The 21,973-nt window shown below is 66.5% G+C and carries 24 protein-coding genes; 11 read left to right on the top strand and 13 right to left on the bottom strand.

Annotation, left to right across the window (positions count from 1 at the left end; genetic code table 11):
- Positions 1-13: 13 nt before the first annotated feature.
- Complete coding sequence (locus tag FG323_RS18435) at positions 14-910, bottom strand: LysR family transcriptional regulator ArgP (protein ID WP_141456182.1); 897 nt, start codon at positions 908-910, stop codon at positions 14-16.
- Positions 911-1,014: 104 nt separating this feature from the next.
- On the opposite strand from FG323_RS18435, the gene FG323_RS18430 reads away from it, so the two are divergent.
- Positions 1,015-1,632: a LysE/ArgO family amino acid transporter gene (locus tag FG323_RS18430; protein ID WP_141456181.1), complete on the top strand. Its 618-nt coding sequence runs from the start codon at positions 1,015-1,017 to the stop codon at positions 1,630-1,632.
- 19 nt (positions 1,633-1,651) lie between these two features.
- Here the strand turns inward: FG323_RS18430 and FG323_RS18425 are convergent, their stop codons facing one another.
- The 4 genes from FG323_RS18425 to FG323_RS18410 form a co-directional block, all read right to left on the bottom strand.
- Entirely contained in the window at positions 1,652-3,067 is a 1,416-nt protein-coding gene (locus tag FG323_RS18425; protein WP_181444299.1) for a GGDEF domain-containing protein, read from the bottom strand.
- A gap of 133 nt (positions 3,068-3,200) precedes the next feature.
- Positions 3,201-5,417 (bottom strand): EAL domain-containing protein, encoded by a 2,217-nt coding sequence (locus FG323_RS18420; RefSeq protein WP_181444298.1) that lies wholly within the window; start codon positions 5,415-5,417, stop codon positions 3,201-3,203.
- 353 nt (positions 5,418-5,770) lie between these two features.
- Positions 5,771-7,222, bottom strand: coding sequence for a serine hydrolase domain-containing protein (locus tag FG323_RS18415; protein WP_141456178.1), 1,452 nt, complete (start codon positions 7,220-7,222; stop codon positions 5,771-5,773).
- A gap of 98 nt (positions 7,223-7,320) precedes the next feature.
- Positions 7,321-8,007 (bottom strand): hypothetical protein, encoded by a 687-nt coding sequence (locus tag FG323_RS18410; protein WP_141456177.1) that lies wholly within the window; start codon positions 8,005-8,007, stop codon positions 7,321-7,323.
- 300 nt (positions 8,008-8,307) lie between these two features.
- Here FG323_RS18410 and FG323_RS18405 point away from each other — a divergent pair, with 300 nt between their 5' ends.
- Positions 8,308-9,105, top strand: a complete 798-nt coding sequence (locus FG323_RS18405) for a winged helix-turn-helix domain-containing protein (RefSeq protein ID WP_141456176.1) — start codon at positions 8,308-8,310, stop codon at positions 9,103-9,105.
- 59 nt (positions 9,106-9,164) lie between these two features.
- Here FG323_RS18405 and arr read toward each other — a convergent pair whose 3' ends face one another.
- Entirely contained in the window at positions 9,165-9,566 is a 402-nt protein-coding gene (arr, locus tag FG323_RS18400; RefSeq protein ID WP_141456175.1) for an NAD(+)--rifampin ADP-ribosyltransferase, read from the bottom strand.
- A 307-nt stretch (positions 9,567-9,873) separates the two neighbouring features.
- On the opposite strand from arr, the gene FG323_RS18395 reads away from it, so the two are divergent.
- Positions 9,874-10,356, top strand: a complete 483-nt coding sequence (locus FG323_RS18395) for a LuxR family transcriptional regulator (RefSeq protein WP_141456174.1) — start codon at positions 9,874-9,876, stop codon at positions 10,354-10,356.
- Between the two features lie 42 nt (positions 10,357-10,398).
- Here FG323_RS18395 and FG323_RS18390 read toward each other — a convergent pair whose 3' ends face one another.
- Positions 10,399-10,803, bottom strand: coding sequence for a VOC family protein (locus FG323_RS18390; RefSeq protein WP_141456173.1), 405 nt, complete (start codon positions 10,801-10,803; stop codon positions 10,399-10,401).
- A 127-nt stretch (positions 10,804-10,930) separates the two neighbouring features.
- A complete protein-coding gene (locus tag FG323_RS18385) occupies positions 10,931-11,323 on the bottom strand; it encodes a GFA family protein (protein WP_141456172.1) in 393 nt (130 codons plus the stop codon).
- 177 nt (positions 11,324-11,500) lie between these two features.
- Here FG323_RS18385 and FG323_RS18380 point away from each other — a divergent pair, with 177 nt between their 5' ends.
- Together FG323_RS18380 and FG323_RS18375 are read left to right on the top strand one after the other, a co-directional pair.
- Positions 11,501-12,592 carry an alpha/beta hydrolase gene (locus FG323_RS18380; protein ID WP_141456171.1) on the top strand — a complete coding sequence of 364 codons (1,092 nt, stop codon included), beginning with the start codon at positions 11,501-11,503 and terminating at the stop codon, positions 12,590-12,592.
- A gap of 60 nt (positions 12,593-12,652) precedes the next feature.
- Complete coding sequence (locus tag FG323_RS18375; protein WP_141456170.1) at positions 12,653-12,970, top strand: hypothetical protein; 318 nt, start codon at positions 12,653-12,655, stop codon at positions 12,968-12,970.
- Positions 12,971-13,097: 127 nt separating this feature from the next.
- Here FG323_RS18375 and FG323_RS19765 read toward each other — a convergent pair whose 3' ends face one another.
- The gene (locus tag FG323_RS19765; protein WP_181444297.1) at positions 13,098-13,967 is read right to left on the bottom strand and encodes a type II toxin-antitoxin system RelE/ParE family toxin; all 870 of its coding nucleotides are present in this window, start codon (positions 13,965-13,967) and stop codon (positions 13,098-13,100) included.
- Between the two features lie 280 nt (positions 13,968-14,247).
- On the opposite strand from FG323_RS19765, the gene FG323_RS19920 reads away from it, so the two are divergent.
- On the top strand, positions 14,248-14,859 hold the full coding sequence (locus FG323_RS19920) for a DUF1294 domain-containing protein (protein ID WP_181444296.1): 612 nt from the start codon (positions 14,248-14,250) through the stop codon (positions 14,857-14,859).
- An 84-nt stretch (positions 14,860-14,943) separates the two neighbouring features.
- A complete protein-coding gene (locus FG323_RS18355; protein WP_141456167.1) occupies positions 14,944-15,684 on the top strand; it encodes a hypothetical protein in 741 nt (246 codons plus the stop codon).
- A gap of 146 nt (positions 15,685-15,830) precedes the next feature.
- On the opposite strand, the gene FG323_RS18350 is transcribed toward FG323_RS18355, so the two are convergent.
- Both FG323_RS18350 and FG323_RS18345 read right to left on the bottom strand, forming a co-directional pair.
- The gene (locus FG323_RS18350) at positions 15,831-16,727 is read right to left on the bottom strand and encodes an SDR family oxidoreductase (protein ID WP_141456166.1); all 897 of its coding nucleotides are present in this window, start codon (positions 16,725-16,727) and stop codon (positions 15,831-15,833) included.
- Positions 16,728-16,753: 26 nt separating this feature from the next.
- On the bottom strand, positions 16,754-17,497 hold the full coding sequence (locus FG323_RS18345; RefSeq protein ID WP_141456165.1) for an SDR family oxidoreductase: 744 nt from the start codon (positions 17,495-17,497) through the stop codon (positions 16,754-16,756).
- Positions 17,498-17,603: 106 nt separating this feature from the next.
- Here FG323_RS18345 and FG323_RS18340 point away from each other — a divergent pair, with 106 nt between their 5' ends.
- From FG323_RS18340 to FG323_RS18325, 4 genes are all read left to right on the top strand, one after another.
- Positions 17,604-18,497, top strand: coding sequence for a LysR family transcriptional regulator (locus tag FG323_RS18340; RefSeq protein WP_141456164.1), 894 nt, complete (start codon positions 17,604-17,606; stop codon positions 18,495-18,497).
- 107 nt (positions 18,498-18,604) lie between these two features.
- Positions 18,605-18,898, top strand: coding sequence for an autorepressor SdpR family transcription factor (locus FG323_RS18335; RefSeq protein ID WP_141456163.1), 294 nt, complete (start codon positions 18,605-18,607; stop codon positions 18,896-18,898).
- Complete coding sequence (locus FG323_RS18330; protein ID WP_181444295.1) at positions 18,895-19,269, top strand: ammonium transporter; 375 nt, start codon at positions 18,895-18,897, stop codon at positions 19,267-19,269. The genes FG323_RS18335 and FG323_RS18330 overlap by 4 nt, the downstream gene beginning before the upstream one ends.
- A gap of 47 nt (positions 19,270-19,316) precedes the next feature.
- The gene (locus FG323_RS18325; protein WP_141456162.1) at positions 19,317-19,682 is read left to right on the top strand and encodes a cupin domain-containing protein; all 366 of its coding nucleotides are present in this window, start codon (positions 19,317-19,319) and stop codon (positions 19,680-19,682) included.
- Between the two features lie 45 nt (positions 19,683-19,727).
- On the opposite strand, the gene FG323_RS18320 is transcribed toward FG323_RS18325, so the two are convergent.
- Both FG323_RS18320 and FG323_RS18315 read right to left on the bottom strand, forming a co-directional pair.
- A complete protein-coding gene (locus FG323_RS18320; protein ID WP_181444294.1) occupies positions 19,728-20,294 on the bottom strand; it encodes a gluconate 2-dehydrogenase subunit 3 family protein in 567 nt (188 codons plus the stop codon).
- Positions 20,291-21,973, bottom strand: coding sequence for a GMC family oxidoreductase (locus tag FG323_RS18315; RefSeq protein WP_141456160.1), 1,683 nt, complete (start codon positions 21,971-21,973; stop codon positions 20,291-20,293). Before FG323_RS18315 ends, FG323_RS18320 begins: the two co-directional genes overlap by 4 nt.

Below are 21,973 nucleotides of genomic sequence, written 5' to 3'. Positions count from 1 at the left end.
TCGTTCTGCTTCGTCAGCCGCGCAGCGTTTCCGCCGCCACTTCGCGCAGGGCATCGCTGATCTGCCTGAGCGTGGTGGATCGCACCGCCGCGTGCTGCCAGTACAGCGGCACGTCGATCCAGCGCGACGGGTCGATGTTGACGATCGCCTTCGCCTTCAATACGGGCGCGGCCATGGATTCCGGCGCCAGGCACCAGCCCAGGCCGAGCGCGGCGGCGTCCACGAAACCTGTGGACGTGGGAAGGTAATGCGTGGGCGGGGCGATGCGCGCGCGGGTGATGCGGCGGACGAAGCGCGCCTGCAGCTCGTCCTTGCGGTTGTAGACCACCATCGGCGCCCGCGCGAGCGAGGCGGCGTCCACGCCCGACGGGAAATGCCGCGCGGCAAAGTCTGGCGAGGCGATCGCGCAGTAGCGCATGGTGCCCAGCGGATGCACGTTGCAGCCCTGCAGCGCGCGTGCCTCGGCGGTGACGGCGCCCAGTACGGTGCCGTCGCGCAGCAGTTCCAGGGTGTGATCCTGATCGTCCACGCGCACATCGAACAGGTAGCCGTGGCGCTGGTGCAGGCGTGCCAGGGCGGCGATGAACCAGGTTTCCAGCGAGTCGTCGTTCACCGCGATGGTGATCGAGCGCGTGGCCGGCGCGGCGCTGGTCTCGGGCAGGAAGTCCGCCAGCGCCTCGGCTTCCAGCGCCTGCATCGGCCGGACGCGACGCAGCAGTTTTTCCCCGGCGGGCGTGGGCCGGCATGGCGCCTGGCGCACGACGATGACCTGGCCGAGGCGATCCTCCAGCGCCTTGATCCGCTGCGAGATGGCCGAAGGCGTGACCGAGAGACGGCGTGCCGCGGCTTCGAAGCTGCCTTCTTCCAGCACGGCAGCGAACGCGGCCAATTGGGGATGGATGAGGTCCATGGGCGGTGGCCTTGATTAGGTTTGCTTCATTACGTGAAGTAAAAACAGTTTGCCTTAATCCAGCGGGCGCGACAGGCTCCCCTCCCGCCCAAAGGAACACCACCATGCTGTTTGCCCCCGCCTCCGCCGGATTCGTCGCCGGCGCCGGCCTGATCATGGCCATCGGCGCGCAGAACGCTTTCGTGCTGCGCCAGGGCCTGCAACGCCGGCACGTCGGCCTGGTCGTGCTGACCTGCATGTTCGGCGACATCCTGCTGATCGCCTGTGGCGTGGCCGGCATCGGCGCGCTGGCGCGGCAGTGGCCGGCGTTGCTGGAAGCGCTTCGCTACGGCGGCGCGGCGTTCCTGGGCGTCTACGGATGGCTGGCCGCGCGGCGTGCCTGGCATGGCATGGGCTCACTCTCGCCTTCGGCCGGCGGGGAAGCCGACGGGCGCCGGGTGTGGCTGGCCTGTCTGGCCTTCACCTTCCTCAATCCACATGTCTACCTGGACACGATGGTGCTGCTGGGCAGCCTGTCCACCCGCTATGCGGGTTCGGCGCGGATCGCGTTCGCGGTGGGTGCCTGCCTCGCCAGCGCGGCGTGGTTCTCGACCCTCGGCTACGGCGCACGCCTGTTGCTGCCGGCGTTCCGCAATCCGATGGCCTGGCGGGTGCTGGATGCGCTGATGGCGGTGTTCATGGGCGCGCTTTGCCTGCTGTTGTTGCTGCGGCCGCTGGACTGAGTTCCGGCTTGCGAACCCGCTATCGCGCGCCCCGCTCCCGCACCCGGTTCCGCCCCTCGGCCTTGGCCTGGTAGAGCGCCTCGTCCGCTTCGGTCAGCACTTCATGCACGCGTCCGCCCTGCACCGCCGCGATGAATCCCACGCCGATGCTCACCGTGACCCGCCCTTCCGGCGTGGGGGACGGCAGCGCCAGTTGTTCGATCGCCTCACGCATGGCCGTGGCAACGTTCAGCGCGCCCGCCCGGCTGATCGACGGCAGCAACGCGGCGAACTCCTCGCCGCCGTAGCGCGCCACCGTATCGGACGACCGCGAGGCGCAACCCGCCAGCGCATGCGCGACCGCCTGGAGGATGCGATCCCCCTCCGGATGCCCGTAGGTGTCGTTGAGCTGCTTGAAATGGTCGATGTCGATCAGCAGCAGCGCCAGCGAATCACCCGAGCGCATCGAGCGCCGCCACTCGCGCTCCATGGTTTCCTCGAAGTGGCGGCGATTGGGAATCCGGGTCAGTCCGTCGATGCGCGAGAGCGCGTCGAAGTAGTCGCGTTCCTCGTAGGTCTGGATTTGCAGGAGAACCCCGCGGATGCCTGCACCCAGCGTCGCCAGCACGAAGCCCACGGTGCCCAGCAAGGGCTGCGCCTGCACCACCAGCGCGGAAATCAGCATCAGCGTCAGCGGCAGGAACAGGTGGCTGCCGGCCCGCGCCAGATGGCTGCGACGCGGCGGGTAGGCACGGACGGGTTCCACCGACGGGACTTTCCACGCCAGCGCCGCCAGCCACAGGAAGGGAAGCGGGATGATCAGATCGACCCAGTAGCCGAAATCGACATCGGCGAAGAAGTGGTTGATCGCCACCGCGACCAGCAGGTAAGCGACCGCGAAACACGACAGCGCGCGGAAAAACGCGCGGGTGCGGGTTGCGGTGGCGGTCACCAGCCGGGTCACCGCGAATACGGCGATGAACAGGTTTTCCAGGTCCAGCATCATCCGCAGGTCCAGGAAACCCGGGCTGCCGATGTCCTGATCCGCCGCCAGCGCCGCGGTGCGCATCGCGTACAACGCGCCCAGCGCGAGCGCCAGCACCGCGTCGATCAGCCGCAGGTACCAGGCTTCCCTGCCGACGCTGGCAATCGCGAATGTCAGCGGCACCCCGTAGAGCACGTACAGCAGCAGGCTCGCGGTGCCGGCGCCCGGGCTGCCGGTGCGAACCTGCCACATCGCCATGAACATGCCCGACGCCCACAACAGCATGGCGAACCCGACGGCCGCCCAGTTCTGGTCCCACCGGCGCGTTCGCCACATCCGCGCCGCGCAACTGGCCGCCGCGAGCGCCGGCGCGACCACCAGGAAGGGAAACGACGCCATTGGCGCCGCGGCCGACAGGCCGATCGCGCAGGCATGCGCCGCGACATACAGCAACATGATCAGGTAGGCCATGTCGGCTCCGGTGTCCTTTCTCCACCCGTCATCGCCACTAAAAATTGCGCTTCGTGATGTCCGGGTCAAGAGGGGAAGTTCCCCTCCAGTTCCGTCACCAGCGCCGCAAAGTGGGCCGAAGCGCCCATTTCGTTCAGGAAGGCAGCCATTCCTCCATCGGTTGCGGCCGGCCGAAGTGGTAACCCTGCCCCCATTGCACCCCCATGGCTCCCAACTGTTCGGCCAGGCTGGCGTTCTCCACGTACTCGGCGACCGTGGTGAGCCCATGCGCGTTGGCCACCGCCACCGCCGCGCGGACGATCTCCAGGTCGCTGCGCTGACTCTGCAGGTTGCGCACGAACTGTCCGTCGATCTTCAGGCTGTCCACCGGCATCTGCTTGAGCCGCTCGAAATTCTGCACGCCGCTGCCGAAGTCATCCAGCGCCAACCGGCATCCACGCGCACGCAGGTCCCGGAACAGCGTCAAGGCCGAGGCCTGGTTGGTGATGGCCGCGGTCTCGGTCAGTTCGAAGCACAGCGCGTGCAAGGGCAGCGGCGCGTCTTCCAGCAACGTCGACAATCGGGCCCGGAATGACGCCGATGCCAGGCTTTTTCCGCTCAGATTGACGCCGATGCGGGTGATGCCGGACACGCGATCCGGACGTGCGCGCAGCCAGCCAAACAACCTCTCGACGACCGCGATGTCCAGTTCCGCCGCGTGGCCGCCATCCTCGAGTTCGCTCATGAAATCCCCCGGCAGCAGCAGGCGTCCGTCAAGGGTGCGTAGCCGGCACAGTACTTCTCCCTGGAAGCCGGGGCTCGATGGTCCGCCATCAATCCGGACGATGGGTTGCGCATACAGCGCGATGCGCCCGGCGTGGATGGCCGCCAGTGCTTCCGCCGCCACCGCCAGGCGATCCCGGCGTGACTGCGGATTGTTTTCCGCATGCGAAGCCGCGGTCGCGCGCAACGGGCTTTTTTCGCCAGACCGGCGCGCGCTCAATGCCGCGTCGCAGGCGTCGGCCAGGCAGTCATCCAGCGCCTGCGAGCCCAGTTGCGCCGGCACCGCCAGGCCGAGATAGGGATTGACGTGCAGCCGGGCGCCCTGCCACTGGAACACGTATCCCTGCAACCGCCGCAGGATCTCCTCCATGCGCGCGGCATCTTCCTCCGGCCCCGAGGATTCGCGCGGCAAAAGCACGAACTCGCCGCCGCCCAGATGATGGGCCTCGGCCAACGGTCGCATGATCCGGCCGGCCTCGCGCAGCAGCAATGTCTGCGCACGCCAGCCGTAGCTGCCGAGCACGCGTTCGATCTGATCCAGCAGCAGGAACCCGACCACCGGCGGCGGGCGCGACAGCCTGCGCCAGCGCTCGCGGAGCGCATGCGCGTTCGCCAGCCCGCTGCTGGCGTCGTGCCGGCCCATGGCACGCACGTGGCGGTAGCGGCCCAGCCGTTCGCGGTTAACCAGGAACAGCATCGCCAGCATCAGCGCGATGAAATTGATTTCGACCAGATGCAGCGCCAACCGCGCCATCTGCACGGTGTCGGCCGCATACTGCGCCTGTCCGGTCAGCGCATGCAGCATGACCAGGTGCGCGAGGGTCAACGCCGGCATCGAGTACTCGACCCGCCAACGCAGCATGGCGATGCTGAGCAGGGCCGCGACCAGGGCACGGTAGTCGTACAGCCAGAACATCCAGGCCGGCGAACCCGCGCCGCCCGCGTCTTTCTCGAACGGCACATCCTCCAGCAGCAGCCCCGCCAACAGCCCCAGGCACAGCCAGATCACGGCGGCGACCCAGCGCTGTCCGGATTCTCGGGACAAGCGTTCGTCGCTCCAGAACAGCAGCAGCGGAAGGGTCAGCATGCCCACGCCGACGTGCTTGGCAATCAGCAACTGGAAGGCGACGTTGGCGATGGAGGCAGGCGATTCGCCCGCCGCCGCATACAGCGCCGCCGTCAACGCCGCCCAGCCGGCGGGAAACACCAGCAGGCCAACGAGTGCGTACTTGCCCATGCCGGTGGCGTGCAACCAGCGGCGACCGCCGAAAGGGCCGCCGGCCCAGCGTGCGCACAGTTCGGTCCAGCGCCACTGCAGCGCCAGCGTCGCTGCCACGCCGACGATGTAGGGAATTTCCGGCGACTGCAGTCGCGCGCGCCACCACCAGCCCAGGAAACTCGCCACGAAGGCCGTCGCGAGTACCCGCCTGTCGCCCCCCATCAGCGCGACCGCGAACAACAGGCCGGTCTGCACATGCGCCAGCGAACCCCGTCCTCCGAGCCACGGCTGGTCGAAGAATCTGGCGTCATAGCCCACATCGATGTTCTGCAGCAGGATGCAGGCCAGTGATACCAGCCCCGCATCCACCCACCATCGGCGACGAAGTGACTCCAACCGGCGTCCCCCTGCTGCCATGCGGGCGCCCGGATCACCGGGATCCCGCTACGATGGCCCCACCCTACTCCGACTTGTCGGCGGTTGCGACAAGGAAATCTCGCGCGTATCAGACAGGGATGAACACCCCCCGGATAATCTGGCCTTGTTCATTCCGTGGCGGTCTCCGGCCCGGGACCACGGCAACAAGGCACCACGTCACTTCAATCCTGCAAGCGCCACGGCATCCGTGTGACGGGGAGAAACATAGGTTGTCGTTCCCGTCAGCCGACATCGTCCATCTTCCATGAACAGCGCGCACTCCCTCTTCAGATCTCCGCTTCTCGCTACCGCCACGGCGGATCACCCGCCGGCGCCGCGAGCTGGCGCGCCTTCTCACGCAGCGTACTTGCCTTGTCCATGTTCCCTTTAGCCGCGTGGGCCTCCGCCAGGCTGTCCCAGACATTGGCCGACGCAGGGAACAGGACGGTATTCAGTTCGAACACGCGCAATGCCGCGTCCACGCCCAGGTTCTCGCGCACGGCGTAGCCGGTGCTGTTGACGACCCGCTCCAGGTCGGCGGCGTCGAGGACGCTGTTCGCGCGAATCGTCCGGGCCTGCGCCTGGACGTCGCCTTCGGCGGGCGTCTGCAACGCGTACGCCACCAGTGTTTCCGACAACGCCTCCGCCGGGAACTGGTCCGGCGCCGCCGCCATCGCACTGTCCACCAGGACCCGCGACCAGACGTTGCGGGTACTGCCATTGGTCAGATAGGCGAAGACATGGACGTCATCGTCCAGCGAATCCTTGAACACGATGCGGACCCGCACGCGGGCGCCACCGTCATGGCCGACCTGCCGGTAGCCGTCGCTCTCGCCGTACTCCCAGCCGGCGGCGAACCAGCCGCGCTTTCCACCGGACAGCGTGCGCGGCTGCCAGAGACGGCGCAGGGTCGTCTTGCCCACCAATTCACCCGAGCTCATCGCCCGCAGGAAACGGCCCAGGTCGTCCAGCGTCAGATACAGGCCGGCATGGCCGTAGGCATAGGTGGGCCAGGCCAGGTCCTGTTCCCGTTGCAGACGACCTTCCTTGCCGATGTAACTGGTCACCACGCCTCGAGGGGGCAATCCGGCCGGACCCAGCCAGGTGTGGCGCATGCCGAGTCTGTCGAGGATGCGCGTCTCCACGATCCGCGGATACGGCTTCCGGTAGCGGGCTTCCAGCAGCGCGGCCAGCACCAGATAGTTGGTCTGCGTGTAGCGCGTGTCGGTGCCGGGAGCGAACTGCATCGGCCTGTCCGCCAGCGAGGTGAACACATCCGCCAGATCCGGGGCGAACACCGTGTCCGCCGCCGCGCCCGCACCGTTCCGGTTGTCGAAATACTCCGGCACGCCCGAGGTGTGATCGAGGAAATCCCGCACGGCAATGGTTCGCCAGGTCACCGGCAGTCCGGGCAGATAGGCGCTCGCCGGCGTATTCAGGTCCACCTGCCCCTTCTCGACCAGTTGCATGATCAGCGTGCTGGTGAACAGCTTGGCCAGTGAATAGGCGGGAAAGACATCGCCGCTCGCGACCCGCCGGTGCGTTTCCACGTCGGCCTCGCCGTCCACGCCCTGGAACACCACCTTGCCATCATGCGCGACCAGCAATGCCTGGCCGGCGATGCCGTAGCGCGCGCGGTTGAGCGTCATTTGCCGTTCCAGTGAACGGGACAGCGCATTGTCGTCGCACGCGAAGGCGGCACCCGGCAACACGGCAACCAGCACGATCAGCACCGCCATCAACCTTTTGCACTTCATTCCGTCGCTCCTGTTGCCGAGCCCACCCACCCTCCCCCGCGGGCGGGGGAGGGGCAGTTTTTTGCTTGCCTTGTGATGCAGGCGATCTGGCCCGGCGCTCACCGGACGAAGAAGGCGGTGCGCGCCACGCCCGCATTGTTGCTCCGCCCCATCCAGGCGCGCACCTCCAGCTCATGCAGCCCGGATCGCTCGACGGGAATGTCCGCGCCGAACAAGCCGCTGTCCGGATCGAACCGGAGCGGATAGCGGCGTAGCGTGCCGCCGTCGACCGTCACATGGAGTTCGACCTCGGTGTCGGCCACGCGCCACGGCCCCTGCGCGGAAATCGTGCAGCCGCACAGCATCGTGACCCCCACCCGCACCGGCACGTTCGTACCGGTCTTGATCCACTGATAGGCGACCGGGCTGGCCAGATCGACAATCAGGCCCGGCAATTCCAGCAGCCAGCCATCGCCTGCGGTCAGGTGCCGGCCCGGCAGGATCCACTGCGTGCTGGTGGCGGTCGTGATGGCCTGCGGCTGGCCGAGCGGCCCGGTCACGCTTGCGGTGACCCGGCGCGGGCGATCCAGGTCAAGGGTTGTCCGGAACAGCGCCGAATCGGCGGTGGAAACTTTCCCGCCCGGCTTCCTTCCAGCGTCCATGATGATCCGGGTGTCGCCGGTGCTGCCCGATGTCTGACCCCGGACCAGGATCTCGCCGGTGTCCGCATCGCTCAGGACCACCCGCACCGGTGCGGTGTAGCCGCCGAGGAACTTGGCGCCCCGTGCCAGTACCCGGACTTCCACGTCCGTCCGTTCCGCATGGGCCGGACCGGCCACGCCGGCACAGACGAAAAGAAGGCACCACGCAACACGGATGGGAAAATGCATGAACAGGCTCCAGGGGAGTGTGGAAAGACGGCATATCACCGGCAGGCCCACCGCTAGGACGGCCTCGCGTGGGAGAATCCTTCCCCGTCCGGATACCGGCGGCGCGGTCCGGGAAAGCCTGGAGCCATCTGGCAGAATCGGCCACTGACATGTCGTGACATCGGCTGACATGTCGTCACCGCAAGGCTTTCGGGCCACGGGAATCAGGAGAAAGCGATGCTGTGCTTCGATGACGTCCGGCTGGATACGACCACCTTGCAGGCGTTCCGGAAAGATATTCCGCTGGATGCCCCGCCCCAGGTGGTGGAAGTCCTGGCCTACCTGATCGAGCACCGGGACCGGATTGTTACCCGCAACGAACTGCTCGAACGATTCTGGCCACGCGCCGGCACCGGCGGCGACGCCGCCCTCAACACCTGCATCCGCCGCATCCGCACCCTGCTGGAAGACGATGCCGAAACCCCGCGCTACATCCAGACCCGACCGCGCGCGGGCTATCGCTTCATCGCCACGCTGGCCGGCGAAGGCGATACCGCGGGACCACTGCCACCACCGGCTGCGCGCACCTCGCACCGGTGGCCGCTGGCCGGCGGCCTGCTTGCCGTGGCGCTGGGCGTCGGCGGCGCGCTGTGGGCGCATGCGGCGCTGTCCCCGCCCCAACATCGCATCGCCATCGAACCGGTGCAGGGCCTGTGCGAATACGTGCTGTTCCCGAAGTTCAATGCCGGCCTGCGCGAAAGCCTGACCGCGCGGATCAGCCACCGCCTGCCTGCCGGTTACAGCGTGGCCGCCGACAGCCGGGAAGCGGACCTGCACGCCCGCGTCAGCGTCCGGCAGACGCCGCGCCAGACCGTCGTGGTGCTGACCCTGGTCGACAAACGGGACGGACGCCTGCTGTGGTCGGGTGAGTACACCGGCGACACGGACATGGACGACTATGTGCCCTTGCAGCGCTCGCTGGCCGAGCGCATGGCGGCGGGACTGACCGGCGCGCTCGAAAACAAGCGTTCGTGACCGCAACGCCGCCACCGTGACGACGCATCGCGGCAGTTGCGGCGTGGAGCGGCATCGCCCTACTCCTCGATCGCCTCGATGCCCCGGCGGCGCAGGTCATCCAGATGCGCGCGCATTTCCGCCAACCGCTCGGGGGAATGCCCCTCCCATTCCGCAACCTCGCCGATCACGCGGAAGGGATGCGCCGAACGGTACGAACGGGTGGGGTTGCCGGGAAACCGCTTGTCGGTCAGGTTGGGATCGTCTTCGATGGGACCGGTCGGCTCTACGAGGTAGATCCTGCCCGGCCCGTCTCCCACGGCCAGTTCCGCGCCCCAGATCGCCGCGTCCAGCGTTGCGGACAGGTAGACGAACCGGGACTGCCGGCGCGTGCCGTAGTTGGAGGTGCGTCCGGGCGCGATTAATTCACCCGCTTTCAGGTCGGCCTTGGTGCCGTGGTAATAGGTTTGCGAATCCGCCATCGTTTTGCTCGCTGTCCTGTCGTTTCGACAGGCCGGCGATGCTGACGCATGCCCCGGGCCTTGCCGCACCCCCCCCGCCGTTATATAAATTCATGGCGGGAGGCGCGTGGCGCCTCCCGTTTTTTTTTCGCCGCTTTCATTTGCCGGCCATCACACCGCCAGGCGATGGTTGCCCGGCTTTCCCGAAGCAGACTCGACCGTCGCCTCGGGCAGAATGTCGCAATCCGCCAAATACATTCCTCCGGACCGGCGGTACGCTTGTTTCCCTGCGTCTGCACTTTATCCCTCCCCTTCGACGGAGATTCCCATGAAGACGATGTTCGCTGTCCTGCTGACCGCTGTCGCACTGCAAGCCGTGCCCGCCCTCGCCGACTCGCCGGCATCGTCTCCGCTGGCTGGAAAGTGGGCGATCGACGTCGACAAGCTGCCGATGCCGCCGGAAGCGCGGCCCAAGAGCGTGACCCTGGAGTTCCATACCCAGGCCGACGGCAAATGGAACACGCAGGTCAAGATCGTCAATCCGGATGGCAGCACGATGCATTCGGATGCCACGCTGCCCCTGGACGGCACACCGGGTCCGGTCACCGGCGACTACTGGGCCGACGTGTCGGCGATGAAAATGCCCGCTCCCAACGTGCTGGTGCTGCAACTGGCGTACAAGGGCACGCCCTCCTCCACCCGCATCTACACCGTCACCGGGGACGGCAAGACGCTGACCGAAACCAAGGCGTTCTTCAGCAAGGAAGGCAGCCCGATGCTGCAGACCACCACCTTCAGTCGCGTTCCCTGACGGTGACGCCGGGGTCAACCCATGCGGAACAAGGGACGAGATTCACGCGCCCTTGTTCTTCTCATCCCAGGGCATGGGTTCCCACAATTCCACCTTGTTGCCATCGGGATCCATGATCCAGGCGAACTTGCCGTTCTCGTGCGACTCCGGGCCACCCACGATCTGCACGTCCGCCGCGCGCAGCTGGGCGAGCAACTCATCGAGGTTGTCGACCCGGTAGTTGATCATGAAGGACGATTCGCTGGGGCTGAACCACTGGCTCTCCCGCTGGGCGAGATGCCACACCGTCAGTCCACCATCCTCGGCCTTATCATCCGGCCAGCGCAGGACCGCGCCGCCCCAGGATTCCAACGGCATGCCCAGGTGCTTCTCGTACCAGGCGGCCAACGCGGCGCTGTCGCCCCTGCACTTCAGAAAGACGCCACCGATTCCGGTAATCCTTGCCATCTCCGCCCCCAGCCCGTTGAGTTGCGATGCCGAAAGCCGGCCCGCGCTAGCAAATGCTCGATGGGGCGCTGCCGGGAGTCAAGGTGGTCATCGCCAGGGGCATCCTCCAGGTGTCGCGACGTATGGCTCATGCCTCACCAGGTCCCCCTTCCTCGCGATCCCGCTCGTATCGCTTCCCCAGCGGGAACGCCGGCAGCCATGCCTCCCGGCGGACGGTCCAGCACTCGTAGGTCGGCACCAGCTGACCGGGGACGTCCAGCGCCCCCAGATGCAGTTCGATTTCATCACCACTGCGGGCGAACACCGAAGAGCCGCAACGCGGACAGAAATGGCGCCCGGCGTAGTCGCGGGTTTCACCTTCGATGGCCACCGCCTCCTGCGGGAACATCGCCGCCGCAAAGAACAGCGCGCCGTGATGCTTGCGGCAATCCAGACAATGGCAGATGCCGACCCGATAGGGACGTCCCGACGCCACCAACCTGACGTCGCCACACAGGCAGCCAGCAGTGAATCGCTCCATGGGTGCATGTCCTCGTATCGGTCGGTCTGCCCTTTTACAACATCGGTGTTCGGTTCGCATGTCCGGGCACGCGGTTTGGCCGAAGCACGATCCGCCACGCTTTTCCGCATTTGCGGTGTAGTGGAACCGACCGGACGGATGCTATGTTCGCCCGGCCGCCAATCCAGGATGGACGCCATGCCCGCAGTTGCACGACTCGCTCTCCTTCTCGGCATCTCCCTGTTCGCACCGCACGTCCTCGCCGGGGCGCCGGTTGCGGAAACCGGCGAACTCCAGGGCGCCCCGTGGCGCATCGATGTTCCGGACAACTGGAACGGCGAACTCATCATGCTGGCACATGGATTCGAACCCGTCGGGACGCCACGCCCATCCGCCTGGCCCGCGAACGAGGCCACGCCCGCGCTGCTCGGCGCCGGCTACGCCGTGGCGCAAAGCGGTTACCGCACGCAGGGCTGGGCAGTCGCCGACGCGGTCGCGGATACCGAACGCCTGCGCCAGCATTTCATCACCCGGCATCCGGAAACCCGGCGCACCTGGATTCTTGGCTTCTCGATGGGGGGTGCGATCGCGATCGCCAGCCTGGAGCGGCAGCCCGACCATTACGCCGGCGGTGTCGCATTGTGCGGCGCCACCCTCCCCGGTGACGTGTTGGCCAGCGATCTGCTGACCACGCTGGTGGCCTTCGACTACTTCTTCCCGAAAGCGGGAGAATTGCCGGCGGACGGCCTCATCTCGCCGGCGGCGGCCGCGCTTCCCCAGATGCAGCTCCACCAGGGCATCGCGGCGGCGCTGCAAACACGGCCGGAAACGGCGCAGCGACTGGCCACCCGCCTGGAAGTGACACCCGAGGAACTCGCCGGCGTCATCAGCCTGCATGCGCTGGTGTTCCATGACATGGCCAGGCGATACGGCGGCATGCCGGTTGGAAACCAGGACACGGTCTATGCCGGATTCGGCGATGACGCGGCCTTCAACGCCGGCGTGAAGCGCTACCCGGCGGATCCGGCGGTCAGCACCAGATTCGCCGACGAACTGGCGCTGACCGGCGCGCTGAAGCGACCGCTGGTGATCCAGTTCAATCATCGCGATCCGACCATCGTGCCGCGCATGCAAGGCGTCTATCCGCAGCTGGCGGCCAAGGCGGGGGCGACATCGCTGCCCACGGTGCTTCCGGCGGCCGGCGAAGGACATTGCGGCTTCTCCGACGAGCAGACCGTCGCCGCGTTGAAAGTGCTCGCCGGAAAGGCCGATGCGATACCCGCGCCCTGACCTCCCACGGATGGAATGACGCACAATCGCGCGTGAACGATCAACACGTAATCAGGCATCATGACGCAAGCCCAGGTCCACATTCTCGCAGCCGCCTTCATTTTCTTCATCCTTGGCGCGGGAATGATCCATGTGACCTGGATAAACCCGTCATCCCGTTTTCGTCCCATCTTCTGCGCACGCTGGCGGTTGTTCGGACGCGTCGCATCCAGCTTCGGCGCGCTGGCGCAATCTTTTACCCTGCTTTCACTGGCGCTGGCGGCCCTGTTTTCGGGACTTGGTTTGCCCTTCGCTAGATTCACCCTCATCCCGTTTGGAATCGGCATCGTCGCCACCGGGATTGCACGGCTCGGCGATCTGAGGGACGACGAGATCTGACGACAAAGGGATTCAATTTTTCGCTGCACTGTCTGCCTGGACAGGAACTTCCTGGACATCAGCGGTACGTCTCGTGCACGTCTATCGTTTCAGATTTTCCGAATCGCCATATCGTCGCCCAGCAACCTCACCGGTAAGGCCCGGGTCCGTTCCAGACCAGTTCGCCCTGCTTGTAGACCTGCATCATGTTGACGGCCTGGCGGGCGTCGCCGATGGACTTCATTTCCGGGGCGTCCGGATCCAGCGCGCGGCATTTGCCCGAGCCGCGCTTCAGCGCGATCTCCAGTGGGCAGACCATGTAGTAGCGCGTTCCCGGCAGCGGCAGGAACAACTCCTTCATGCCCTGGTCGGCCCAGGAGCGCAATTGGACTTCGTTGCGCACGTCGTAATAGACCAGGTAACCGCCCAGCTCCATGCTGGGTCCGTTGGCCGTCATGTCGCGGCCGCGTCCGTTGCGGATGGCGGGGCTGTTGGTCATCCCGGCGTTCTCCGGCGCGGCGTCTTCCGCCATCAGGCCCGGCGGCCGTCCCGTCCAGGTCTCGGGACGGCGGCGGGCCGACGAGGGCGTGCTGGGCGGTTGTGGCTGCGATTGGCTCTGGCGCGGGACCGTGCTGGGGCTACGTCGCGCATCGCGGCTGTCGGACGGCATCCGCGCCTCGGGCGGTACCGGATCGTCGGCCCGGTCGACCAGCCTGGACGGGATGCGCGACGCCGCGGGCGGCGGCGGGACGGGTTCGGGTGGCCGCGCAGGCGGCGGGCTGGGCGGCGCCTGCACGGGCTGGTCGGACTGGTTGGGTTCGCCGATGAAATCCACCCGGACCCGGCTGCCGCCGGCAGCGCTCTGCGGCGCCGTCACCGTGGGCTTGGAGGAATACAGCAGGATGAACAGCATCAGCAGATGCAGCAGCGCGCTGAACAGCGCGGCGATCCAGGATTGCGAGCGTTCGACCCTGGGATCGGCTGCCCAGGTCTCCACGCGCTTCGAGGCGTTGCTCATGCCGCCAGGGGTGCGTGGGGGATGCGGGCCATCATGGGGGAGATCGACATTACGCGACGTGGGGAGTTCCGCATGGTAACGCGTCGGGGCGCGGCTTCCGATCCGGAACTTGTATAGGTTCCCCACTTTCCCGTCGCCGGTCCGCGTCTTTTCCCCCCAACTCGACGGGCCGGCGCCCGCGCGGCTTGTGAGCCAGCCACCGGAAACATAGGATCGCCCGCATCAGGGGATGGCGCGCCCACCGGCGCCCACGGACAAATCGCGTGGCCGGAGCACTTCCATGAGGTTCGCAGGACGCATCACCGACTGGAACGGCGAACGGGGCTTCGGTTTTGTCGTCCCCCACGGAGGCGGCGACCGCGCCTTCGTTCACGTCAGCGAATTCCAGCGAGGTTCGCGACCGCCGGTGGTTGGCGATCTGATCTCGTACGAAACCAGGAAAGACGCCAAGGGCCGATTGAACGCAAAGACCATCCGTTTTGCCGGCCAGAAGATTGAAGCCCCCGGGAAGCACCGACGCATTCCACGCCTGGGCATCGCCCTGGCGTTCTTCCTTCTGGTGGCGATTTTCACTCTTTTCGGCAAAGTCCCCGTCATGGTTTCGCTAGCCTACGTGGCCGTCAGTCTGGTTTCCTATGTGCTGTATTGCCTCGACAAGGCAGCGGCGAAAAAGGAATATCGCCGGATTCCGGAAACGACTCTCCATTTCATCGACCTTCTTTTCGGTTGGCCGGGCGGGCTGGTCGCGCAGCAACAATGCCGGCACAAAACCGCGAAGGATTCATTCCAGCGCACTTTCTGGCTGACGGTCCTGTTGAATCTCGCAGGTGCGTTCGTGCTGGTCGCGAGCGGCATCGCCCAGCGGCTTTCCAGCACCTTGCTCGGGGCCTGACAAGGCGCGTATCCGAAGTCGTTCGACGATCCGGCGCGGTTCGTCGTCCGGTATCACGACATCGTCCATCCGACAGCCCGCGACATGAAACCGATCCGCAGATTCAATCTTTACCTGACTCCCCTGCTGGACTTTCCGACGATACGAAGCGGCCGGGTCATCGACAGGCTGAATCGCGTCGATAGCACGGAGTGCCCTCTGTTCATCGCCGCGCTGGAGAGCGGCTTCCTTCACGCGATGCCGAAACTGCGCGAGGTTCACCTGACCTTGCTGGCATCGGACCGGGAGGAGGTGTCGGAAGCGCCATCGGAGCGTCGAGGTTCCGCCCGCGTCACGGTTCGTTTCGACGCGACGTCCGTGCTGCATGCAAGCGACGCCGACCTCGGCTGGCGGCTCTACCGGGCCGGCCTGTTGGGCCTGCTCGCGATATGCGATCACGGAATCCCCGGTCACGCATCGCGATCCGCGCTCGGCTCCCTCCACGCATCGATCCCGCTTCCCCGGGCGCATCCCTTCCCGACCGCCACGAAGGAGCAATGGGCGCTCTTCCATGCCTACTCCCTTCATTCGGAGGGGAAAGCATCAGGAAGCCTCACCATCGAACTTGCAGCGCCGGAAGGCAGTCCTCCGGGCTACGACTTCCAGCCCGTCTTCGACCAGCTGACCGCCGCACTCGCCGACAGGAAACTCGGTACTTGGGTGGGAGACAGCGGAAACGACATCGAATTCAAATCGAAAGACCTGAACACCGCGCGGGCTTTGGTGGAGGACCTGCTTGCAGGCAGCTTCGCGGGCAGCTTCAAGATTGGTCTGCTGCACGACTAGCGTCCCGCCAATCGGGCGGCTTCGGGCATCGCCGTCGACGGATCGCGTTCGCCCCCGCACGGTATCGGGCCGGGCAGTGCCCGGCCCAGGCCGAATTCGCATCTTGCGGCTTCGGACGTTCCGCGACGTCGTTCCAACGGGTTCGTTCAACGCGATACCGGCTTCAGCAGATCCTCCATGCCAAGATTCCGGTACATCTCGCGGCGCACGCGGTCACCCACGGCGTTGACCGTCTCCGCGCCGTCCTGCGAGGGATCCACGTGCACGCGGAACGGACGTTGCCCGTGCGGCAGATCGATCACGCGGGCGATGGCCGCCGCCACGTCGTCCACGTTGGCATCGGCGGGTTCCAGCGCCTTCAATCCTTCCAGGATCCGCTCGGGCACGCCGGCGTAGGGACCGGTGTCGTACTCGGCCGCGCGGGCCGCATCGGCGGGCTTGCCGGCATGGGCGAAGTGGTTGGTGCCGGCGGTGTAGGCGCCCGGCACCACGATGGTGGTTTCGATGCCCCAGCGGGACAGTTCGGTCGAGTACGACACCGCCAGCGAGTCCATCGCCGCCTTGGCGGCGAAGTACGGCGCCAGATAGGGCGGCGTGCCGCCGCGCGTGCTGCTGGAACCCACCCACACCAGCCATCCCCTGCCCTGCGCGCGCAGGTGCGGCAGCGCCGCGCGGTTGACCCGCTGCGTCCCGACCACGTTGACGTCATAGAGCTGCAGGTACTGCTCGGGCGAGAACGCTTCGGCCGGTCCGAACACCATGTGGCCAGCGTTGTGCACCACCCCGTCGAGGCGGTCGGCATCGGCCAGGATGGCACGCACGGCGGCCTCGGCCGAAGCGTCGGACTGCACGTCCAGTTCCAGCGTGCGCAGGTCCACGCCTTTCTCGCGCGCGTACCGCGCCGCCGCTTCCACCTGCGGCGCGTTGCGCCCGGCGGTGTCGCGCATGCTGGCATACACCGTGTGTCCCCGGTCCGCCAGATGGCGGGCGGTCAGGGCGCCAAAACCGGACGAGGCGCCGGTTACCAGGATGATCTTGTTCATTGCGAAGTCTCCGGAAGGAAAAGGGCTCAGACCATGCCGCCGTTGGCGCGGATGACCTGGCCGTTGATCCAGCCGCCCTGCGGGCCGGCGAGGAAGGCCACGACCGCGGCGATGTCCGCCGGCTTACCCAGGCGCTCGAGCGGATTCATCTTCGCCAGGCGTTCGATCAGTTCCGGCGACTTGCCTTCCAGGAACAGATCGGTGGCGGTCGGCCCCGGCGCGACGGCATTGACCGTGATCGCGCGCCCGCGCAGTTCCTTGGACAGGATCGCGGTCATGGTTTCCACCGCTGCCTTGGTCGCGGCGTATACGCCGTAGGTTTCCAGCTTGGTACCGACCAGGCTGGTGGACAGGTTGACGATGCGGCCGCCGTCGCGCAGGCGCCGCGCCGCTTCGCGCATGCCGTTGAAGCTGCCCTTGAGGTTGATGGCGATCAGCCGGTCGAACGCGGCATCGTCCACCTGTGCAAGAGTGGCCTGTTCCAGGATGCCGGCGTTGTTGATCAGCGCATCGACGCCGCCGTAGCGGGCCTCGGCCGCATCGAACAAGCGCTGCATCGCGACCGGATCGCTGACGTCGGCCTGCAATGCGATGGCTTCCGCGCCTTCGGCGACGAGGCGGTTCGCCAGCGCCTCGGCGTCGTCGCGCCGGCCGGCGTAGTTGATGACCACCGCATGGCCATCGGCGGCGAGGCGTTCGGAAATGGCGGCACCGATGCCGCGGGAACCGCCGGTGACGATGGCGACCGGACGGGAGGTTTGCGTGTTCATGGAGGGAGCTCGTTGGACCGCCCGATTGGCGGTGGAGCTACCTTATTGGCGGAGCTGTTCCGGATAATCTGGCAATATCCGCCAACACTATTCGGGAATCCGGACAATGGACCGCTTCGACGCCCTGCGGGTCTTCGTCAGGATCGTGGAACGCCGCAGCTTCACCCGCGCCGCGGAGGATCTGGCGCTGCCCCGCGCCACCGTGACCGACGCCATCAAGGCACTGGAATCGCGCCTGGGCGTGCGCCTGCTGCAACGGACCACCCGCCAGGTCAGCCTCACCCTGGAAGGGGAAATCTTCTACGCCCGCAGCCTGCGCCTGATCGCCGACATGGAGGACGCCGAAGGCGCCTTCCGTGATACGCGCCCGAAAGGCCCTCTGCGCATCGAAGTGCATGGCACCCTCGCCCGCCATCTGCTGTTTCCACGGCTTCCGGCGTTCCTGGAGGCCTATCCCGACATCGAACTGGATGTCAGCGAAGGCGACCGCTACGTGGACCTGGTACGGGAAGGTGTCGACTGCGCCGTCCGCGTCGGCGAACTGCGCGACAGCGATCTCGTCGCCCGCCGCCTGACCCTGCTGCCCGAGGCCACCGCCGCCTCGCCGGCCTACTGCGAACGCCACGGCATGCCGACGGACGTGGATGCCCTGGAAACCAGTGGCCACGTGATGGTCGGCTTCAAGTCGACCGCCATCGGCGCGTTGTTGCCGCTGGAGTTCCAGCAGGAAGGGCGCGTCCGCCACCTCACCCTGCCCACCCGCGTGCGGGTCAGCGGCGCCGAATCCTACGTGGGCGCCGCCTTCGCCGGCTTCGGCATCATCCAGGCGCCGCGCTACCGGCTGGACGGCTACTTCGCCGCCGGCACGCTGGTCCCGTTGCTCGAACGTTTCCCGCCGCTGCCCAGTCCGGTCAACATCGTCTACGCGCGTACCCGCCTGCCGTCGCCGCGGCTGCGGGCGTTCATCGATTGGGCAGGCGGGGTTTTCGACGCAGGCTGACGCCGCGCCCGAACGCGGATGCGGGCCGGCCAAACGCCATCTAGCCGGTCGTCGGTTTCCCGGTTCTTCCCCTTGACACAATTAGATATTTAGCTAATTGTCGCAACATGAGCCAGGTCTTCAGAGCCCTTTCCGACCCCACCCGCCGCCGGGTCCTGCAACTGCTGCGTCAGGGGCCGCTGAGCGCGGGCGAGCTCAGCGACCAGTTCGATGTCTCCAAGCCCACCATGTCGGCGCATTTCGCCGTGTTGAAGGAAGCCGATCTGGTCCATGCGGAAAAGGCCGGCAAATCCGTGATCTACCACCTGAAGCTCTCGGTGCTCGAGGATGCGCTGCTGGGTTTTGTCCATTCGTTCGGCGCCGGGTCGCCGAAGAAATCCAAGAAGGAGACGGCACGATGAACAAAGAACTGGTTTCGGATCTCGCATGGGGCGTCGGCATCGTGCTGCTCGCGCTCGGCGCCACCTACGCGCGCAAGCTTGGATACATCGATGGCGAAACCGTCACCCGTCTGGTCATGGGCGCCATCGGCCTGATGGTCGCCTGGTTCGGCAATCGCATGCCCAAACGCTTCGTTCCCGAGGCCTGGGCGCGCCGGGCCACGCGGGTCGGCGGTTGGTCCCTCGCCCTGAGCGGCCTCGTCTACGCCGGACTGTGGGCATTCGCTCCGACCCGGGTCGCGGCGGCGGGCGGTTCGCTGGCCGTCCTGCTGGGGATAGCCGTGACCATCGGTTATTGCCTGTCTTTGCGCGGCAAGACGAAGGTGTCCTAGTCCGATACGGCAGAATCCGGAATTCAACCATCAAGGAGTCGGGGCGCATGTCGGACACCGCCATCAACCTGCGGGACAAACTGGCCCGGTTCTCGGACCACTGGTCGCCCCGCGTCATCGCCGAGATGAACGACTACCAGTTCAAGCTGGCCAAAGTGCAGGGCGAATTCGTCTGGCACGCCCACGCGGACACGGATGAAGTGTTCATCGTCCTGGAAGGCGAACTGACGCTGGAGTTCAGGGACAAGTCCGTGCCGCTTGCCGCCGGGGAAATGTACGTCGTTCCCAAGGGCGTCGAGCACCGGCCCGTGGCCGCGCGGGAATGCTGCATCATGCTGGTGGAGCCGCGCGGCGTGATCAACACGGGGGATGCGGGGGGCACGTATACCGCGCGGAATGATGTGTGGGTGTAACTTATCTGGAACTGCCAGGCTCCCGTTCTCGCCCGGAATCCTCCCTCACGCCCATGCCGGCTGTCCCGGCTCCAGCGGCACGCAGCCGTCGTAGCGCCCAGGCACCGGGATGTAGCGCAGGGCCTGGGTGAGGCCGACTTCGGAATTGAAATAGGTCTGCAGCGCAAGCGCGCGCACGCTGTTGAACCAGTGTTTGTCCCCAGTCTTCTGCGCGGCCGCATCCAGCTCCGTGAGCAGGCGTTCGCGTTCCGCCACGGGCAGCGAGGCGAAACTGCCGCCGCGTTCACGGCAGGCGGTGCGAAGTTCCTGCAAGCCGGTGGCGACGCGCTGCTGCGTTTCCGGGCTCTCGCAGTCGGCCAGCATCAGCACCATCATCGCGCCGACGCCGGCGGCCTTGGCACCGGGAGATGCAGGCGTCGTCGGCAGCAGCGTATCCGCGATGTCCTCCAGCAAGGTCCGGTCGTCCTGCGCCGGGGACGGCGTCGCGGTAGCGGCCTCGGCGTCGCCGGGCATGCCGGCACACAGCAACAAGCCAGTCGCAGCCAACGCACTGCCGGCCAGCGCGGTCTTCAGCGCCTCGCGACGGGTGATGTTTTGCTTGGCATCGCTCACAGGTTCTGTCTCCCCAATTCCTCGACGGCGCGGTTCACCGCGCGCGCGGTCAGCGCCATGTAGAGCAGCGACGGCGACTGGTTGCCGGTGGACGTCATGCAGGCGCCGTCGGTGACGAAGACGTTCGGGCATGCATGCAGCTGATTCCATTGGTTGAGCATCGAGGTAGCCGGATCACGCCCCATCCGGCAGCCACCCATCTCGTGGATATCGCGCCCGGGATACCATTGGGTGTCCGCGGTCTCGATGTCGCGGCAACCGGCGACTTCCATCATCTCCTTCGCCTGCTCGCGCCAGTCGCGGACCATCTTTTCGTCGTTGTCGTCGTACTCCACCGACGTCACCAGCTGCGGGATGCCCCATGAATCCTTGAGCGTGTCGTGCAGGCGGACGTGGTTGCTTTCCTTGGGAATGGTCTCGCCCTGCATGTACATGTAGACCTTCCACTGTCCCGGCCGCGCCTGCGCGTCCTTGAACGCGCCGCCCATGCGGCCGGGCGCGGGCGCGCCGCGTTCGCGGAACGCGCCGGTGAACGTGGTGTAGCCGCCGACGAAATCCATCTCGTGCCGCTTGAGGTTGCGGAAGTTGGGGATGATGCATTCCGAAGGACGGCGTCCGTAGTAGTAGCCGTCCTCGAACCCGTCGATCAGACCGCCGCCGTTGGCGCGATAGCTCTGGAAGGCCACGTACCTGCCGAGCAGGCCGTTGTCGTTGCCCAGCCCGTGCGGGAAGCGCGCGGAGATCGAGTTCAGCAGGATCAGCACGGAGTTCAGCGCGGATGCATTCACGAACACGATGCGCGCGCGGTATTCGGTGATCTCCCCGGTATGCGCGTCCACCACCCGCACGCCCGCCGCGCGGCCCTTGCGCTCGTCGTGGATGATCGAGTGCACCACCGCATCGGGACGGATGGTCAGGTTGCCGGTCCTGGCCGCCCACGGCAGCGTGGACGAGTTGGAGCTGAAATAGGCGCCATAGGGACAGCCGCGCCAGCACATGTTGCGCGACATGCAGGGGCCGCGCCCCTGATCCAGGTGGATCTGCTCGGGTTTGGTCAGGTGCGCCCAGCGGCCCTGCACCACGTAGCGATCGCCGTAGTGTTTGCGGATGCGCTCGCTGTAGGTCTTCTCGACGCAGTTGAAATCGAACGGCGGCTGGAACTCGCCATCAGGCATCGAATCCAGGCCGTCCAGGTTGCCGGACACGCCGATGAATTTCTCCACGTGCGAGTACCACGGCGCGATGTCGTCATAGCCGATCGGCCAGCCGATACCGTAGCCGTCGCGTTCCGGCGCCTCGAAGTCGTAGCGGCTCCAGCGCTGGCAGGCGCGTCCCCACATGATCGATTTCCCGCCGACCTGATAACCGCGAATCCAGTCGAACGGCTTTTCCTGCACGTAGGGATGATCGGCGTCTTTGGTGAAGAAGTGCAGCACATCCTCGGCGGCGATCCGGGAAGCCACCGGGTTCTCTTCCCGGTACTTGCGCGTCAGCGCCCCGCCATGTGGCAGCTCCCACGGCGACAACCACGCGGTTGGATAGTCCTTGACGTGCTCGACGTTGCGGCCGCGTTCCAGCACCAGCGTCTTCAGGCCCTTCTCGCACAGTTCCTTGGCGGCCCAGCCGCCGGAGATGCCGGAGCCAATGACGATGGCGTCGTAAGTGTTGTCGTCGGCCAT

Origin of the sequence: Pseudoxanthomonas sp. z9, assembly GCF_006542425.1 — a bacterium.
Taxonomy (GTDB): domain Bacteria; phylum Pseudomonadota; class Gammaproteobacteria; order Xanthomonadales; family Xanthomonadaceae; genus Pseudoxanthomonas_A.
Note: the sequence above shows the minus strand (reverse complement) of the source record. Positions and strands in the feature narration are given on the sequence as shown.